General features: G+C 59.3%; 10 protein-coding genes. All 10 read right to left on the reverse strand.

Annotated features, from left to right (window positions below; genetic code table 11):
* Window positions 1-770: 770 nt before the first annotated feature.
* Window positions 771-2,624: an ABC transporter ATP-binding protein gene (locus F591_RS0107660; protein ID WP_019534007.1), complete on the reverse strand. Its 1,854-nt coding sequence runs from the start codon at window positions 2,622-2,624 to the stop codon at window positions 771-773.
* Window positions 2,621-4,483 (reverse strand): ABC transporter ATP-binding protein, encoded by a 1,863-nt coding sequence (locus tag F591_RS0107665; RefSeq protein WP_019534008.1) that lies wholly within the window; start codon window positions 4,481-4,483, stop codon window positions 2,621-2,623. The genes F591_RS0107660 and F591_RS0107665 overlap by 4 nt, the downstream gene beginning before the upstream one ends.
* Before the next feature lie 443 nt (window positions 4,484-4,926).
* Window positions 4,927-8,661 carry a dynamin family protein gene (locus F591_RS0107670; RefSeq protein WP_019534009.1) on the reverse strand — a complete coding sequence of 1,245 codons (3,735 nt, stop codon included), beginning with the start codon at window positions 8,659-8,661 and terminating at the stop codon, window positions 4,927-4,929.
* 63 nt (window positions 8,662-8,724) lie between these two features.
* Window positions 8,725-8,997: a hypothetical protein gene (locus tag F591_RS0107675; protein ID WP_019534010.1), complete on the reverse strand. Its 273-nt coding sequence runs from the start codon at window positions 8,995-8,997 to the stop codon at window positions 8,725-8,727.
* A gap of 66 nt (window positions 8,998-9,063) precedes the next feature.
* Window positions 9,064-9,732 carry an endonuclease III gene (gene nth / locus F591_RS0107680; RefSeq protein WP_019534011.1) on the reverse strand — a complete coding sequence of 223 codons (669 nt, stop codon included), beginning with the start codon at window positions 9,730-9,732 and terminating at the stop codon, window positions 9,064-9,066.
* Window positions 9,733-9,987: 255 nt separating this feature from the next.
* Window positions 9,988-12,708, reverse strand: a complete 2,721-nt coding sequence (locus F591_RS0107685) for an S-layer homology domain-containing protein (protein WP_019534012.1) — start codon at window positions 12,706-12,708, stop codon at window positions 9,988-9,990.
* A 63-nt stretch (window positions 12,709-12,771) separates the two neighbouring features.
* Window positions 12,772-13,368, reverse strand: coding sequence for a GerMN domain-containing protein (locus F591_RS0107690; RefSeq protein ID WP_019534013.1), 597 nt, complete (start codon window positions 13,366-13,368; stop codon window positions 12,772-12,774).
* Between the two features lie 15 nt (window positions 13,369-13,383).
* Window positions 13,384-15,321, reverse strand: a complete 1,938-nt coding sequence (locus F591_RS0107695; protein ID WP_019534014.1) for an N-acetylmuramoyl-L-alanine amidase — start codon at window positions 15,319-15,321, stop codon at window positions 13,384-13,386.
* A 196-nt stretch (window positions 15,322-15,517) separates the two neighbouring features.
* Window positions 15,518-17,023: an AAA family ATPase gene (locus F591_RS0107700; protein WP_019534015.1), complete on the reverse strand. Its 1,506-nt coding sequence runs from the start codon at window positions 17,021-17,023 to the stop codon at window positions 15,518-15,520.
* A complete protein-coding gene (locus F591_RS0107705; RefSeq protein ID WP_019534016.1) occupies window positions 17,016-17,552 on the reverse strand; it encodes a hypothetical protein in 537 nt (178 codons plus the stop codon). Before F591_RS0107705 ends, F591_RS0107700 begins: the two co-directional genes overlap by 8 nt.
* Window positions 17,553-17,622: the final 70 nt, after the last annotated feature.

The raw sequence follows: 17,622 nt of genomic DNA on the forward strand, positions 1-17,622 counted from the left end.
AAAAGCCCAAAATACGGGAATTAGGCAAAAATCCCCCCTCCGCCAGACGACGAATTCTGCATTCGCGCTAACCGGAAGAATAAATGCCCGTTTCCGCAAGCCGCAGGCACCATGGGGTCGAATAAGCCGGGGAAAGCCAGCGCAATATTGCGCTAACGATTGCCATAAAGGCGCTCACGCTAGCCACAAAGCTTAACTAGCCCGAAATGACCGCTTTCCGATGGCGCCATTTTCCAGCAATCTTCGCCTTGTGGGACCCCAAGATCCAGGTTTCCGAACGAATAGCGCGGCTCAGCTTCGTTAGATTCTTTACAGCACCATCCTCATCAAAATAGCGTGTGTCATAAGCGTTAAAATGCAGCGATCGGAAATGCTGCCACTGCCCGCGGCCTCCTTCGCAGACCAGCAGCTTGAGGCCCTTCTTCCGTTCCCCCACCCCAGCCCCGAAAATACCGCGCCTTGCTTGATCCCACCCAGCCTCAGCCGCTTTTCGTGCTTGGCCGCAAACCGAGCGAACGAATTGCGCCTCAGCGGCTGGCCTTCGCTTGAAGTAGAACATGCCCGCGGAAGCCAATCGTCTATCGGCGTCCATTCAAGGAGGAGCTGCCGCGGTTGAGCAGCAGTGCTTTTCTTGGCACAGAAAGTCGCACTTCGCTTTCACTTTAGCGAAGTTAAGCTTTCTGCAGCGTGAAGCTAAGCTTTCTGCAGCGCCAAGAAAAAACCGCCCTTGCACAAGGTGCAAAAGCGGTGAGTCAGCCGTCAGCCAAGCGTTATCCGGTTTCCTTCAGAAGCCGGTACTGCGCCTGAATCAAGCCGTGATAAATGCCTTTGTGGCGCATCAGCGCTTCGTGATTGCCCTCTTCCATCACGCTGCCGTGGTCCAGCACGAGAATATGATCCGCGCCGCGAATCGTCGACAGCCGGTGGGCGATGATGAACGACGTGCGGCCATGCAGCAGCGTCTTGAGCGCATCCTGAATTTTCAGCTCTGTCTCGGTATCGATGCTGGCCGTCGCTTCGTCCAGAATGAGAATGCGCGGGTCAGCCAGCAGCGCGCGGGCGAAAGAGATGAGCTGACGCTGCCCCATCGACAGCACGTTGCCCCGCTCCTGCACCTCGGTGTCGTAACCGTTGGGCAGGTTAACGATGAAATCGTGCGCCTTGACGGCCTTCGCCGCCGCCTCTACCTCCTCGTCGGTCGCGTCGAGACGGCCGAAGCGAATGTTGTCGCGAATCGTGCCCGAGAAAATGAACGTATCCTGCAGCACGATGCCGATCTGCGAGCGCAAGCTGTGAATCGTTACGTCGCGCACATCGATGCCGTCGATCGAGACGCTGCCTTCCGTCACGTCATAAAACCGGCACAGCAGGTTGATGATCGTGCTTTTCCCCGAGCCGGTATGGCCGACGAGAGCGATCGATTGTCCCGGCTCCACATGCAGATCGATGCCTTTGAGCGCAGGGCGGCCGGGCTCATACTCGAAGACGACCCGCTTCAGATCGACGGCGCCGCGAATCGGCGGCAACGGCTTCGCGTCCGGCTTCTCGGCCACGTTCGGCTGCTCGTCGATAAACTCGAAGATCCGCTCCGACGATGCCATGGCGACGAGCATTTGCGAATACATTTGGCCGAGCCGGTTGATCGGCTCCCAGAAGTGGCCGATGTAGGTGGAGAACGCCACCAGAACGCCGACCGTAATTTCCTCCGCCTGAATCAGGTGCGCGCCGTACCAGAACAGGATGCAGTAGCCGATCGCTCCCGTTACCTCGATGATCGGGTTGAACGACTGGTTCAGTGTCGAGGCGCGGTTCCAGGTGACCATATTGTCCCGATTCATTTCGTCGAAATATTGGATGTTTTCCTTCTCCTGCACGAACGCCTGGGTCACCTTGATGCCTTGAATGCATTCGTTCAAATGCGCGTTGATGCGGGACTGCTTCATCTGCACCACCTGCCATGCCCGGCGGATGCGCAGCCGCAGCTTGGTGGAGACCATGAACATGATCGGAACGGTCACGATGATGGCAAGCCCCAGCTTGAAGTTGTAAATGAGCAAAATCGCGATAATGCCGGCCAGCTGCACGCAGTCGATCATCAGGTTGACCGCGCCGTTAGTAAACAAATCCTGCAAGGAGTTGACATAGTTCGTCACCCTGACGAGAATCGAGCCCGCAGGTCGCTTGTCGAAAAAGCGAAACGACAGCTGCTGAATATGGCTGAACAAATCGTGGCGAAGATCGTAGATGACCTTCTGGCCGATGATATTCGTATAGCGGATTTTGAAATTGTTCGCGAGCCATTGAATGACATACAGCGCCAGCATGGCGGCGACGCACCACAAGAGCGCGGTCGGATTCTTGCCTTCGAGCGCATGGTCGATCGCATAGGCGATGAGTAGCGGATTGAGCAGCTTCGTCAAGGCGCCGACGACCATCATGATGCCGATAATCGGCAAAATTTGCTTGGCGTATGGCTTCATATACCGGCTGAGGCGCTTGACCTGGCCCCAATCGAACTCTTTGTCCAGCACCTCGTCGTCCTGATAGACGAAGCGCGGCTGCGCCGCCCCGCCAGCGGCCTGAGCGCCGGCGGGCCTGTTCTTGCTCCTGTCTGCCCGGTTCAATGCGCGAACCCCCTCAGCTTGTTATTCGATGCCGCCGCCACCTCGGCGGCCGCCTGACGATCGCAAGGCTCCGGCCTGCCGCTGCCCGCTGCGGCGGGAGGAGCGTCCTCAGTCTCCTCGATATCCTCCGGCTTGTCGGCGAACTGGATGTTATACGTCTCCAAATACGGTCCTTCCTGCTTCATCAGCTGCTCGTGAGTTCCCCGCTGCACAATGCGTCCCTGGTCGAGGACGATGATTTCGTCGGCGTGCTTGAGCGACGAAATGCGGTGGGCAATGATGAACGTCGTCCGGCCCTTCATCACCTCTTGGAAGCCGCGCTGAATTTCGTGCTCTGTCTCCATGTCGACCGCGCTCGTGGCGTCGTCGAGAATGAGGATTTTCGGATTTTTGAGCAGCGCCCGGGCGATCGCAATCCGCTGCTTCTGGCCGCCGGAGAGCCCAAGGCCCCGTTCGCCCACGATCGTATCGTAGCCCTGCGGCAGCTCCATGATAAAATCGTGAGCTTTGGCCAGCTTCGCCGCCCGTTCGATCTCTTCCATGGTCGCGTTCTTCACGCCATAGGCGATGTTGTTGCGAATGCTCGAGGAGAACAGGAACGTCTCCTGGAAGACGATCGCCATCTGCTCGCGCAGCGATTCGAGCGTCACGTCCCGGACGTCTTCCCCGTCCACAGTGACGCGCCCTTCCTTCACGTTATAGGCGCGCAGCAGCAGCTGAATGACGGTCGATTTGCCGGAGCCTGTGCCGCCGAGCAGACCGATGACGGAACCCGGCGGAGCGTCCAGCTCGAAGTCGACGAGCGCCGGCGGGTTTTCCGGATAGCCGAACGTCACCTTTTCGAAGCGGACATGGCCCTTCACCCGGTCAGGCGACAGCATGCGCGCATTATCCTTGTTCTTGACGTGCACATATTGATGCAGCACCTCCAGCAGCCTTTCCCCGGCCGCTTTGGACTGCGTGAAGTTATTGATGTGAAAGCCGATGCCCCACATCGGCCCGATAATATACCAGATCATGCTCGAGAAGGCGACCAGCTCGCCGAGCGTAATGCGCTCCACAATGACCATCCAGCCGCCGACGCCGATCAAGAGGACGACGCTCAAATTGGCAAACAGCTCCATCAGCGGGAAAAACTTGGCCCAGATGCCGGAGGTGTTGACATTATTCGTCTGGTAGTCCTGGTTGCGGCCGGCGAACTTGTCGATCTCATGCGCCTCGCGGGCGAACGATTTGACCGTGCGCACGCCGGTGATGTTCTCCTGCACCGCCGTCGTCATCGAGCTCATCGATTGGCGGATTGACCGGAACGCCGGGTGAATCCTGCTTTCGAAGCGCATGGCCGTATATACGAGAAAAGGCATCGTCAGCATCGTAATCAGCGTCAGCAGCGGGTCGATGCTGATCAGCATGAGCGAGCCGAACAGCACCATCATACAGACGTTGAGAATTTGTACGAAGCCGAAGCCGATAAAATCGCGAACCGCTTGCAAATCGGCGGTCAGCCGGGACATCAGATCCCCGGTTCTGGCCTTGTCGTAATATTGAAAGGATAAATACTGCAGCTTCTCGTACAAGGCGTTCCGCAAGTTGTAGGCCGTATGATTGCCCAATTTGCCGCTGGAAGCCCCGTGCAGAAACTGGAACGTCGCCTTGACCGTCATCACCCCGATCACCGCCAGCGACAGCGTCGGCACGAGGTGGTATTGCCCTTTGACGATGATTTCGTCGATCAGATAGCGGAGCATGTTCGGATAGACAAGCCCCAGCGCCGTCGCGATCATCAGGCAGAAAATCGAGGCGAACAAATATTTCCTTTCCGGCCAATAAAACGGCTTCAACTGCTTAAACACATTCATGCGGGAAACCCCTCCTTCTCCGCAGGTACAAATGATGTGCCTGAATGGTTAGCTTTTTTTGCCGCCTAAAGCAAAAATGGCTTTCGGGCCGCCGTTAGCAATGCCCGAAAGCGTCAAAGCTACGTTATTGAAGTGTAGCATCATCGGTTGAAAGCGGCAACAATCCGTCCAGCCGGAAATGTCGTGGAAACAGGCAATAACACCGTTTTCGCCACATTATGGTTGCATAATCGGTCTATTTCATAGGAAAATGCCGAAATCCAAGCAATGTAAACCCTTTCACGAATTCTGAAAAAAAGAAGCCCGGGAACGCTTCCCGAGCCTTTCGCATATGCTGTTATTTGACCTCCTTATGGACGCCGGCTGCGAGCGAATCTTGCCGCAGCGGCCGTCACCTGTGGCCTGCTGAAGAATGCGTCGGCAATGGCAAGCGCATTTTCAGCTTAAGAGAGCAGATTCAGCAGCGCTTCCTGCCGTCCGATCAGCTCCTGCGGGTCGACGCGGGCCTCCAGCGCGGACAGCAGGCCGTCGGCGTGAGCTTTCAACTCGCTCAGCATGCGCTCGGCCAGCTGCCTGCAGCCTTCATCCAGCTGCGCCTCGTAAGCCGCTACGAGCAGGTCGGCCTGCGCTTGCGCGAACCGCGCCATCGGCTCGCCCAGCTTCGCCCCCAGCTCCCGGCGCAGCTGGGTGCGGCCGTCGCCTTCAAAAAATTGCTTCCCGTTCTTGTAAAAGCCGGACAGCCATTTGACCGTAATCTCGTCCGGCTCGAACGCCGCTTCCTGCTCCGGGCGGACAAGCTGCAGCGGCTCGTAACCTGCCGGCTCGAACGACGGGATGTCCTTGCGGATGCGCTCCGTCCAGCGCTGCGCGGCGCGCTCCGCCAGCCGGTTGATTTTGTTCTCGATCCGCAGCGTCGTCGCCAGCACCTCCTGCGTCAGGTCGAACGCCAGCATGCGGCGCAGATCGTTCCACGCCGACTGCAGCGCTGCCTTGCTATCCCGCGAGTCCTCGCGGAAATCGGCGGGATTGAAGGCGAGCGCAAACAGCTCGCCGAACCGGTACGAGGTGCGCTGCTTGATGTAATAGACAAGCTCGCGGATTTCCTTGGCCAGTTCCTCGCGCTCCAGCTCCGTCTCCGGCCGCTTCAGCTCCGCGTCGATCTGCTGCAGCGCGACGTGGAGCGCCTCGGCCTGTCTGGCCCGCTCGCCGGCGTCGGCCCGGGCACTGTCCGCCAGCTTATGCAGCACCTCGGCAGCCCGCCTGACGTCCGCCTCTCCGGCGCGAACCGCAATCTCGGTCAGCTCGCCGAAGGCGAACCCGGCGAAATCCCGCTCGAACGCTTCGATGCCCGACGCTTGCACCGCCTCGGCATCGCCCGTCAGCCGTCCTTCGAGCGCGTTGTAGCTCGACAAAGGATAGATGCGCGGATGGCGGATGCCGTGCTGCTGCAGGTTATCCTTCACGTGTCCGGTCACGCCGTCCAGCTCCTCCGGCGAGGAGGCCAGGTCCGCGGCGTTAACGATGAAGAACATTTTGTCCAGCTCGAAGCTGTCCTTCACCCGCCCGAGCTGCAGCAGGAACTCGCGGTCCGCATGGGAGAACGCATGATTGTAATAGGTGACGAACAGGATCGCGTCCGCGTTCTTAATATACTCGAAGGCGACGCCCGTATGGCGGGCATTGATGGAATCGGCCCCCGGCGTATCGACGAGGACGACGCCCTGATCGGTCAGCGGATTCGAGTAATACAGCTCGATCCATTCCACGAAGCACGACTTCGCTTCGTCCGCCGCGTAGCCGGCGAACTCTTCGGCCGTCGCCTTCAGCTCGCGCCCGATGTTCGGCATCGCAGCCGCCCAGCCGCGTTCGACCGCCTTCAGGAACGTGTAATGCGGCTTCCCTTTGCCGGGAACGCGCGAAGCTTTGAGCCCTGCAATGCGGCGAAGCGCCTCCTCCAGATCGGCCGCGGGCTCGCCGAGCACCTCCAGCGAATACAGGATGTCGGATTCGAGCCGCTCGCGGCTTTTCATACGAACCTTGGCCGTGCCGTGCGGCCAGCCGTTGTCGGGATCGGGCGGCATGATCTTGTTGATCGCCGCCGTCGTCGGATTCGGCGATACGGGCAGCACCCGCTCGCCGATCAGCGCGTTCGCGAACGACGACTTGCCGGCGCTGAACGCGCCGAACAGCGCCACCGTGAAGCGATTATGCGCCAGCCGCTCGGCCTTCTCCTCGAGCGAGCGGCGAATCGCCGCCAGCGGCGCAACGCCGTCCAGCTCGCGCGCAGCGGCCATGAGCCGCGCGGCGGCCGCCTGCATGCGGCGGCGGTGCTCGCCATCCGCGAGCGCCGTCGCCGGCCGGGCGGCTGCGGCGGCGGGCGCCAGCGCGGCGGCGGCTGCCGCCGGCGTGCCCGCTGCCGGCGCTGCCGCCCTCGCGAGCGGCGCCGCGCCAGCCGCCTGCGAGGGCGCGGCGGCAGCGGACGCCGCAGCGGCCGGCGCCCCGGCCGGCGCGGCCGGCGGCGGCGCGTCCGCCGGCTGCGGCAGCGGCGGCAGCGGCGTCTCGGCCGCCGCCAGCGGCGCCGCCAGCGCGGCCGCGTAGGCGGCGTCCTCGCGCTCGAGCCGCGCCAGCTCGCGGGCGTCGGCAAGCCGCTCGTCGAGCGCGGCGATGCGCTCCCGCAGCGCCGCGACGCGCGGCGCCAGCTCCGCCGCCAGCTGGCCGGCGAGCCGCTCCGCCGCCTCGAACGCCGCCTTGCGGTACTGCGCCTTGATCTCGCCGGCGACCTGCTTCGCGTAGGTCAGCGTGTAGTCGCCGCCGAATCCGGCGCCTTCATTCACCTGGCCCGCCAACCATTCCGGCGTCGCCTCGATTTGGATGGCGCCAGCCTCGCGGGCGACGGCGGCGTCATCCAGCCCGCAGTCGGCGAAGGCGCGCGTCACCGACTGCTGTACATGCCTCTCGGCCTGCGTCTCCAGCTGGTGGGCGAAATCGCGGTGGAACGCTTCCAGCCGGCGCTCCCGCTCCTTGGCCGTCTTGGCGGCCGAGCCGAGCCAGCCGACCTTGAAGCCCGGCTTTCGGCTCTGCAAATATTCGTGAGCGAGGTCGCGCGTCGCGGCCGGCGTCAGATTGGCGTTGTCGAGCACAGCCGCGACCTCCTTGCGCGCGGCCGCTTCCCGCTCCTGCGGCAGCCCCTCCAGGCGCAGCAACTCCGCTTCGGCCTCGCTGCGCTCCCGCTCTGCCTCCGCCGCGCCGTCATCGGCGGCCAGCCGGCTGCGCAGCACCTGCTTCGCCGGCTCGCTCCGTTCGGCTGCCCAGGCGGCGTGAGCCGCGGCGATCGCCTGCGCCGACTTGGCCAGGCTGGCCAGCGTCAGCGGCTCGCGCTGCGCGATCAGGCGGCCGAGCAGCCACTGCAGCCGCGCGAACTCGCTCAGCGGATGGTCCGGATGCTTGCCGGAAATGTACAGCACGCCGTCCGGCTCGATGCCCCAGGCGGCGAATGCCTCGTCCACGCTTTGACGGTAAGCGGCGAACGGCAGCTCGGCTTCGCGGTGCTTGTCGATCATATTGACGATCAGATAAAGCGGCTTGCCCCATTCCTTCATCTTCTTCGTAAAAGCGAAATTGATCTCAGACTGCACATGGTTGTAATCCATCACGTAGAATACGACGTCGGCCAAGTGCAGCGCGGACTCCGTCGCCAAATGGTGGGCGTCGTCCGTCGAATCGATCCCCGGCGTGTCGAGCAGCGCCGCAGCAGAGCCGAGAAACGGAATCGGATAGGCGATCTCCACCGTTTCGATCGCTTCGCCGTTGCGGCAGTGCTCCGCCAGCTCGTGCAGCGGCACCACGTCCGTGCGCGGGGCGCCGGCCACCCCCGGGTTCTGCCGGTATACGATCCGGGCTCCGGCCTCGCCGTCTGCGATCGTAACAATATTGGCGCTTGTCGGTATCGGACTGGACGGCAGCAGCTCATGACCGCACAGCCGGTTGACGAGGCTGGATTTGCCTGCGGAAAAATGGCCGCAGAAGGCAATCCCCATCCGCCCGCTTGCCGCCTTGTGCAGCAGCTGGACGATCTTCCCCTCGCTGACCCGGTCCCCCTCCTTGCGGACCTGCTCCAGCAGTCCTTGCAATGCTTCTTCCAATTGGCGATTTGTGTCGATTATCGTCGGGTAACTCATCTCTCTTTGATTTCCTCTCCCATGCAGCAATTTCAAACAAAAAAAACCGAATGACTTCGGTTTTTAGTGTACCACAGATTCGGTTTCGGGGAGCAATATTTCGAACACATTGCGATGCTGCAAAATCGTAATGTCGCGGTCGCGCACCTTCATGACGACGACTTCCGGCCGCTGCTTCATGCGGTCCACGTAATTTTCCGGCACGCTTCCGGATTCGAAGACGACGACGCCCTCGACCTGCTTCTCCTCATTTTCCGCCAGCGGGGTGCTCAGCACCTTCTCGTAAATATCGGAAAAAACTTCAAAATTGTTCGTATACACGGAAATGCACTTCATGCCGTATCGTCCTTTCAATTGTCGTGTTCATTTGTCGTGTTCATCGCTCGCTCAGGCTGCAAGCCTCTATGCCTGTTTACTAGTTTTCCTGCTTCTGCCGGTTTTCATACGCTGCTTTCCTTCCCGGCACAAATCGATCAGCGGACAAGTCTCGCATTTGGGGTTTTGAGCTTTGCAATGATATCTACCAAAAAAAATTAACCGATGGTGGGTTTGCGTCCATTCGTCCTTAGGCACTTTCTTCATCAGCTTCTTCTCGACCTCGAGCACCGAATCGTTCGCCATAGCTAACCCGAGGCGCTTCGACACCCGCTCCACATGAGTATCGACAGCAATGGCCGGAACGCCGAAGGCGTTCGATATGACTACGTTAGCCGTTTTGCGCCCTACGCCCGGCAGCTCGACAAGCTGCTCGTGCGACTTTGGCACTTCGCCGTTGTGCTTCTCCAGGAGAAGCGCGCATAACGCTTGAATGTTCTTCGCCTTGTTCCGAAACAGTCCGATGCGCCGTATGTCCTGCTCCAGCTCCTCGAGCGGCACCGCCAAATAATCTTCGGGCCGCCGGTATTTCCTAAACAGGCTCTCTGTCACCTTATTCACCGTCTCGTCGGTGCATTGTGCGGACAACAGCACGGCGATGGTCAGCTCGAACGGATTGGAATGATTCAGCTCGCAGCGAGCGTCGGGAAACATTTCGGCGATCGTATCGAGGACACGGCGAACCTTCGTTGACATGCCTTGCTCCCTCCAACATATCGGGAAGTCGAACCCGCCGTCCGTTGTCGGGAGAAACGGGTATTGTTCTACAGTTTAACGAAACGAATGCGGCGAATCAATGGCTTGTACCTGTCAAAAACGAATTTTTTCCGACAAAGGACGCAAATTTCGCGAAAAAAAACCCGTCCAAAGGCGGCCTAGCCTACCTAAATAGACGGGTTATCCGGGTAAAAGGTTACATATTCATAGCACAAAATTGCGCTGGCATCCGGATTATTTTTCGATTTCGACGATTTTGTCGTCCAAAATATATACCGTTACTTCTTCGTTCTCGGCAAAAGCGCCGGGCGTGACGGTGTCGCCGCCTTTGTGCAAGTATGCCTTGGCGAAGAAATAGTACGTCGATTTGCCGTCGCTGTCCGAAGCCTTGAACGACATCCGGCTCAGCACGGAATCGTAAGACTGAACGACCCGCTTGGCGGACGTCGCCACATAGATCGTCGCTTTGTCGTCCGTATTTTTGACGATTTCGACCCGGTCATTCGCTTTGATCGAAGAGAGCGTCGTGTACGATGTTCCGTTCTGCTTCACCGTGAACAATTGACCGACCGGCACGACCTGAATGCCTTTATTGTAATCCTGCACCGTAATCGTATTAGCCGCCAGATCGACGGCGGTCACTTTGCCGCGAACCGCATTCAACAGCGTCACATGCTCCAGCTCGCTGCCGTTGAAAGCAGCTTTGACGAATTCGTCGACCTGAATATCCTTCAGATCGTGCGTCGGCTTGCCGGGATTTATTATTTGATTGTTGCTGTCGATCTCGATCGTCAAGCTTTTTCCGTTCTCGTCCTTCACGGTCAGCTCGCTGCGGTTCGTGTTCACGCCGGTCACCCGGTACAAGCCCGTCTTTTTCACGGTGATGGACGTCACCAAATCCTGCGAGTTGCTGAGCCGCAGGCGAACGTTATCGCCAGGCTTGAGCTCGCCTAGCCCTGTCTTCTTGCCGTCCTGGGATTCGACGGGAACGGCGCTTGGCGCGCGGAAGGTCAAGGTTTGGCCGCCGGCCGTCCGGATCGTCACATCGTATGAAGTCGTATTGACCTGCTGAATGGACCCGTCGATATCGAGCGCATAATCGATCTCGATGATCCGGTCTTTCGATGCCTTGATATTGACCTTCTTATCGGCTTTGTCCAGGAAGAAGCGGTCGAAGTTGTTCAAATTAAGATTCGATTCCGCATAGCGGATCGCCGTCGAATCGGTCAATTTGTAGGCGCCTACCGAGCCGTCGTGCTTCGAAACCGTGAGCACCTTGGATTGCGTCGAATAGTTCAGAATAGTCGCGAAGGTCAGCTGCTCGATGGCACGGCTCGTTACCGTCGCTTTGATAACCTCATTGTTGACAATGTCGAGCTTCAGCTCGTCCCCGATCTCGAGATCGTAGAAGGTGGCCGCAGGCAGACCGTCAATGGATACGATCGCGTTGTCGGCAAAATAATAGGCGTCCAGCGCATTCCCCGAACGGTTGATCGTCAGCGTGCGGGTATCGTGATTGATCGCCGTCAGCTTGCCCTGCTCCGAAATGCTGACATCCGCCGCTTTGGTCACTTTCATCGAGACGAGCTCATTCGCTTTAATTTCATACGAGACGATGTCTCCCGCAGTCAGCCTGGACAAGTCGGCCGCCGAGCCGTCCGCCAGCGTAAGCGTCGTTTTGGCGCCGATGCCGTACGTTTCCGTTGCTCCCGTCGACGTTTCGAGGAACGAAACCACATTTTGTTCCCTGTCGACAGATACGACCGTTCCCTCGGCGGTTTTGCTGACCGGAGCCTGCTTGACGACAATTTGCGTAATTTTCTCTTCCTTGAGCAGCGGATTGCGGCTCAGCTGCACGATGCTCCCTGTCGCGATGCCGTTCAGGCTCAAGCCCCGCCCGTCCTTGTCGGTTACGGTTACGTTGGAATCGAGCTGATACAGCTTTTTGGCGCTGCCCTGCTGCAGCGAGACGATCATGTCGTCCACAAACAGCTCGCTCAAGGTGCCCTCGAACGTCTCGAGCTGCTGCTTGTCGTCCAGCAGCTCTATGTAAGATACGTTGCCGCCGTTTTGAATCAAATAGATCTCGTTGGTCAGCTTCAGATCGGACGCCGGAATGCGGCTGTCGTCCTCGCGCTTGTAAATGACGGTATTCGAGCCGAGCTTATATTCGACCTTTTTCTCGTCCTTCGTCAGCAGCACCAGCTTGTTGCTGTTCATTTCCAGAATGTAGCCGGTCGTGACGCGTTCCGGCGCCGACGGCATGTCTTTCTCCGCGCGGCTCAGAAACGTTGCCATCTGGGCGCGGGTTACGGTGCCTTTCGGCTTGAACGAACCGTCTTCGAAGCCGTCAACGATCTTCAGGTCGACAGCCGCATTGATGTATCCTGCCGCCCAGGAGGAAAGGTCTTTCGAGTCGTTGAACGGCGGGGTATCGTCCGCCAAGCTGTCGGCCAATTTCTCCTTGCCGATCGTGCGGATGACGAGCTTCGCCACCCATTCTCTCGTCGCTTCCTTGCGGCCCCACTGCGTCTTGGCAGTCGTTCCTTCCGTCTCCTCGCCGATGTCGATCAGCCCCCGGTCAAACGCATAGGCGACGTACGGCTTGAAAAAATCGTCGACCAGAAACGGAAACGCCGTAGCTACGCTGGATTTCTTCACTTCGCTCTCCAGCCCCATCATCCGCAGCGCCATCACGATAACCTCTTGCTGAGAGACGGAATTTTCCGGACGGTATTCCCCGCGCTCGTAGCCTTCGATGACGCCGAGAGCGGCCAGCTTCGTAATATGCTTAATCGCCCAGTGCGAGGCACTGACGTCCGTAAAGCCTTGCGCCGAGCGGGTCGAGACGCTGCTTGAAGCGCCCGTCTCGGCCGCTGCCGCAGGATTGGCCGCCATGACGGTCAAAGCCAATGCGGCGGCCGTAAGTGGATAAGTATGCTTGCGTTTGGACATGTACTTTGTAAACTCCTCTCGATTGTCTGCTTTTCCCTGTTGGATGCCGCGCCGTCCGCAGCGTTAACGTTTGATGGGATGGGGAAGATCCATATGGCCCATCAAGCTCTCGACCTGCTGGCCGTCTACCAATAGATCAAAGCTTTCAATCTCGTCAAATTGAAACAGCGTGCGCTTGATTGCATCGAGCACGAGCTGTTCTCCGCCCGAGCCGAGCCGCCCTTCGGGAGAAATGCTCAAATCCACGTTCAGCTGCTTGTCCTTAAGCGCTGCAGAATGAAACGTGAAGCCTTTGCAGAGCGCGATCGTCTGGCTGTCCGGGCTCGTGGCGAGCTCCTTCAGCACCGCCAAATATTTGTCGCTCTCCTGCTCGACGGAAACCGATTTTTCCCGCTCCACCAGCTTCTCGATCTGGGCGTCCGCGTAATACAGCTTGACGGTATATTCCTTCTTCTCCTGCTCGTTCGCCGGCTTTTGCGACTCATTCACCGCAGGCGGATTCGCGCCCTGTTCCGCGCCCGGATTCGCTCCCTGGCTGACGCCCGGATTCGTCCCTGGCGATTCCGTCGGAGGATTCGCTGCCGGCTTCTGCCCGCATCCCGCAAGCACCGCCAGTACAGCCGCTGCTAACGCCGCGCGTTTCCACATTTTCGCTGTCATCGTTACACCCACTCCTTAGTCGAGATTCAACTGCTCTTTGATGGCTGCGGCGATCGACGCGGCGACCTTGTCCTGGAACGCCTCGCTGTACATCAACGCTTCCTCGGTCGGGTTGGATAGAAATCCGATTTCCAGGAGCACAGAGGGCATCTCCGTGTTGCGGATCACGTAAAAATTGTTCTTCTTCACTTTCCTGTCCGGAAATCCCGTAGCGGCCAGCAAATGCCGGTGCATGAGCTCGGCGAATTCGCGGCTCTGATCAGTCCAGTAATACGTCTCCGTGCCGCGAATCGACGGATTATCCAGCACGGAGTTGCCATGAATGGAGACAAACAGGTCCGCCTGCGCAAGATTGGCGATTTCCACGCGCTCGGAAAGCTCCGGGTACGTATCGTCGCTGCGCGTCAAAACGATCTCGAGCCGGGGGTCCTGCTTGAGCAACTCGCTCACCTTCAGCGTCAAGGGAAGCACGAAATCTTTCTCATGCCGCCCGCTGGCCGATGTCGTGCCGGGGTCCTTGCCGCCATGGCCGGCATCGAGCACGATTCTCGGCTTGCCGGATTTGGCGGGGAAGCTCCTGCCGCCGAATACGAAGGTGAGTTGATTCGGCACCGATTCTTCCACTCTAGTAAACTTCGCTTTTTTAGCCAAATCTATTACTATTCTAACGGTCGATGGCTCTTTTGAAAATAGAGAATAGCGAATTGATGCGACGTAATCGCTGTTTTCCGCCAGCTGCCCTTCCCCTTGCGGGTTAACACGGGCATCCAGCTCCGGATCCAGTACGGCCTGCGGGAGATCGATAACGATGCGGTCCGGCCCGGACAGGGAGAACACTTTCGGTTCAGGCTCGCCGCCGTCGGTCATGACGACAAGGCACTCGCCGGCGACCTTAACGCCCTTGAACACGGGAAGCGCCGCAGCTTTGTCTGTTTGCGCGCCGGAAGCGGCCTCTCCGTTTAACGTATTCGCCGCTTCCCCCCGGGAATCCTGCTTGTCCCCGGCGATTTCCGTTCCGGACGATTGCCCGGCGCTCTTACCCGCCTCCTTGCCGGCGGCGTCAGCCGCTTCGGTCTTCTTGCCGCCTGCGGACGATTGGCCTTCCTGCTGCTGGTCCGCGGAAGATTCGCGCTGGAGCGAAGATGTCTTGACAATCCCCTCCGAATCCGGCTTATTCGTTCCCGCGGCTTCCTTCTTCTTCTCTGATGCCGCATCGGTCCGGTTTTCGGCCTTATCGGACGTGCGATCCGACTTGCCGCCTGCCGGCTGCTCTTTCCCCTCTGCCGCGCGGCCGCTTGCCGCGTTCGCCTCGGCGGCATCCGTCGGCTGCTGCTCGCCTGCAGTCTCCGCCTGCTTGGCGGCGGGAGCCCGCGGAGCGGGGCAGCCGGCTATCGGCTCGGGAGCCTTGGCGTTATTCGCCGGAGCCTCATCGCCGCCGGCCGGCGCTTCGTCGCCCGCCTTGACCGGCCCTTCAGATTGAGGGGAATCGACCGTTTCCGAACCGTCGCCTTGATTCGCCTCCTCATTTTGGTACAAAAATACGGATCTCGTAATTTCGTCCCATTTCACATCGACTCCGAGTTGCTCGCTCACAAAGCGGACGGGAAGCAGCGTATTGCCTTCCGCGATCATCGGCGCCGTCTCCAGCTCGTAAGCCTGGCTGCCGACCAGCGCCTTCGTTTTGTCAATGAACAATTGAATGCTCGTTTTGCCTTTTTCGATCGTCACTTTACGCTCCTTTGGCTCCCAGGATACTTCCGAGCCGAGCGATTCCGCAATGATGCGGATCGGCACGAGCGTGTTGCCATTCACGATGCGGGGAGGCACTTCGCCGACAAGCGGCTTCCCGTTCATAAACAGTTGAATAGGTGCCTCCGCCGCAGACACCAAGGCGGGAAGAAGCAAAATCGATGAGAGCAGCAAGACTAGCCAGACAGTGATTTTTTTCATCATGCACCTCGATTTTTCGTGAAAATTTTCAAGATTTATGTAAATATCTGCAAATCTGCTGGATTTGCAGACGAAAGCGCAGGTTATATGGCGAAATCTCCCATTCTATTAGACTATCATAACAGAAAAAAGTTGCACCAATCTCGAAAAAGCGCAAAAAACCGCAACGCGGCCTATCCGGCCCGCATTACGGTTGTTGTCAGGCTATGCTTTTTTTGTCGCATTGCTGCAGCAGCTTGCGGAATTCGTCGCCCGACAGCGTCTCTTCCCGGATCAGCAGCTCCAGCGACTGTTCGAACACCGGACGCCTCTCTTCAAGCAGCTTTCGCGTCGCCTCGGTCAGCTCTTCGAGTATGGCCCGGTTCTCCTCCATCAGCCGCTCTTTCGTCGCCATCTCTCTGTCGACGATGCCGAGGCGGGTCAGGCCGGCGTCCATCATCGTGCGCACCATGCCGAGCGCCTGCTCGAAATCGTTGCGGGAGCCTGTGCTCCGGCTTCCGTAGAACATTTCTTCGGCGACCGCGCCGCCCAGCGCGATCATAATCTGGTGCTCGATCTGCTCCTTCGTATACAAATACTGGTCCTGCTGCGGATTATGGCGCACATAGCCGAGCGCCTTGCCCCGCGGGCTGAGCGCTACCTGGGCGACCGAGCGGGGCCGCAGCACCTCGGCGGCGATCGCGTGGCCGAGCTCGTGCAGGGCGACGCGCTCCCGCTCCTCCTGCGTCGATTCGCGGTCTGTCTTTTCGCCAAGCATCACCTTGTCCACAGCCAGCGTCAGATGCTTCTGGCTGATCGCTTCCGCCTCTTCGCGCATCGCGTAGATCGCCGCTTCGTTCATCACGCTCTCCAGCTGGGCGCCGGAGAATTGGAACGTTTCCCGGGCGACGATCTCCAGATCGACGTCTTCGGCCAGGGGCTTGTTCTTCGCATGAATGCGGAGAATGTGCAGCCGCCCCTTCTTGTCCGGCAAGTCGACCTCGATCTGCCGGTCGAAGCGTCCCGGGCGCAGCAGCGCGCTATCCAGCATTTCCTTCCGGTTGGTGGCGGCAATAACTAGCACCCGCGGCGTCTGCGCGGTGTGGATGCCGTCCATCTCGGTCAGCAGCTGGTTCAGCGTCTGATCGTACTCCCGGTGCTGGCCTCCGTCGCGCTTGCCCCCGATCACATCGATCTCGTCGATGAACACGATCGCGCTGTCCTTGTTGTCCTTGGCTGCGCGGCTCCGCGCTTCCTTGAATAGATCGCGGATGCGGCTGGCACCGACGCCGACATACATCTCGACGAATTCGCTGCCGGAAGCGGCCAAAAAGACGGAATTCGTATAATGCGCCGCCGCCTTGGCCAGCAGCGTCTTGCCTGTGCCCGGAGGCCCTGTCAGCAAAATCCCTTTCAGCGGACGGATGCCGAGGCGCTGGATATCGTCCGCCCGAATCAGAAAATCGAGCGCCTCCCTTAGCTCCCGCTTGGCGCGGTCCTGCCCGCCGATATCGTCAAAGGTCATATAGACCGGCGGCCTGCTGCGGCTTTTGCGCTCGGAGGAGCCCCCTACGCCCATGCCGCCGCGAGCGCGGCTCATATAGAAGAAAATGCCCAAAATCGCCGTCATAAATACGATCGGAACGATGTTCACGCCCATGTATATGAGGAAGGCGATCACGACCGGCGTCGTGCCGATAAAAATTTCCTTGCCGTATTTACTCATTCGGCCACACTCCCAGCTTGGCAGGCGTCCGCGGCAGCATGATGCGCTTGACTGCTTCGTTGTTCCGCAATGTGACGTAGACATATTTCTCGTCCATTTCGGTCTCGACCGTAAGGCCACTGCCCGACGCCTCCGCCCGCGCCTCCAGCGCTTTCGGTATGTCCGCATAATGCATCGTCTCCATCGCTTGGGCGACCTCGAACAACGCCGACGCCCACCACTGATCGAGCGCCGCATCCGGCGATTCTTCCGCCTTCAGCACCAATTCGCGGCCTTTCAGCGCCACGGCGCCTTCCGCTTCGATGCGCTGATATACTTCCCTGAGGCTTGCCTCGGGAGCCAGTTTGACGGCGATCTCGGCTTTGTCGCCGCTCAGCTTCAAGGAGACGAGCTCTGCGCCGGGAATGCCGGAGACAACCGAATGCAGCGGACTTTCCATGGCCACGCTGCGGTATGCGAAATATCCGCCGAACAGCAATACCGCCGAAACGCAAACACTGATGATAACGGGTAAGAGACGTATCTTCATCTGCCATCGTCCCCCTCTCTATATGTTAAAAATCGATTTTCGTTGATATAACGATCATACGCCAGCAAAA

The organism is Paenibacillus ginsengihumi DSM 21568 (genome assembly GCF_000380965.1).
Classification (GTDB): Bacteria; Bacillota; Bacilli; order Paenibacillales; family NBRC-103111; genus Paenibacillus_G; species Paenibacillus_G ginsengihumi.

Coding starts and splice junctions, on each gene's coding strand:
- F591_RS0107665 (WP_019534008.1), bottom strand. CDS start 4,483: ATGAATGTGTTTAAGCAGTTGAAGCCGTTTTATTGGCCGGAAAGGAAA.
- F591_RS0107670 (WP_019534009.1), bottom strand. CDS start 8,661: ATGAGTTACCCGACGATAATCGACACAAATCGCCAATTGGAAGAAGCA.
- F591_RS0107675 (WP_019534010.1), bottom strand. CDS start 8,997: ATGAAGTGCATTTCCGTGTATACGAACAATTTTGAAGTTTTTTCCGAT.
- nth (WP_019534011.1), bottom strand. CDS start 9,732: ATGTCAACGAAGGTTCGCCGTGTCCTCGATACGATCGCCGAAATGTTT.
- F591_RS0107685 (WP_019534012.1), bottom strand. CDS start 12,708: ATGTCCAAACGCAAGCATACTTATCCACTTACGGCCGCCGCATTGGCT.
- F591_RS0107690 (WP_019534013.1), bottom strand. CDS start 13,368: ATGACAGCGAAAATGTGGAAACGCGCGGCGTTAGCAGCGGCTGTACTG.
- F591_RS0107695 (WP_019534014.1), bottom strand. CDS start 15,321: ATGATGAAAAAAATCACTGTCTGGCTAGTCTTGCTGCTCTCATCGATT.
- F591_RS0107700 (WP_019534015.1), bottom strand. CDS start 17,023: ATGAGTAAATACGGCAAGGAAATTTTTATCGGCACGACGCCGGTCGTG.
- F591_RS0107705 (WP_019534016.1), bottom strand. CDS start 17,552: ATGAAGATACGTCTCTTACCCGTTATCATCAGTGTTTGCGTTTCGGCG.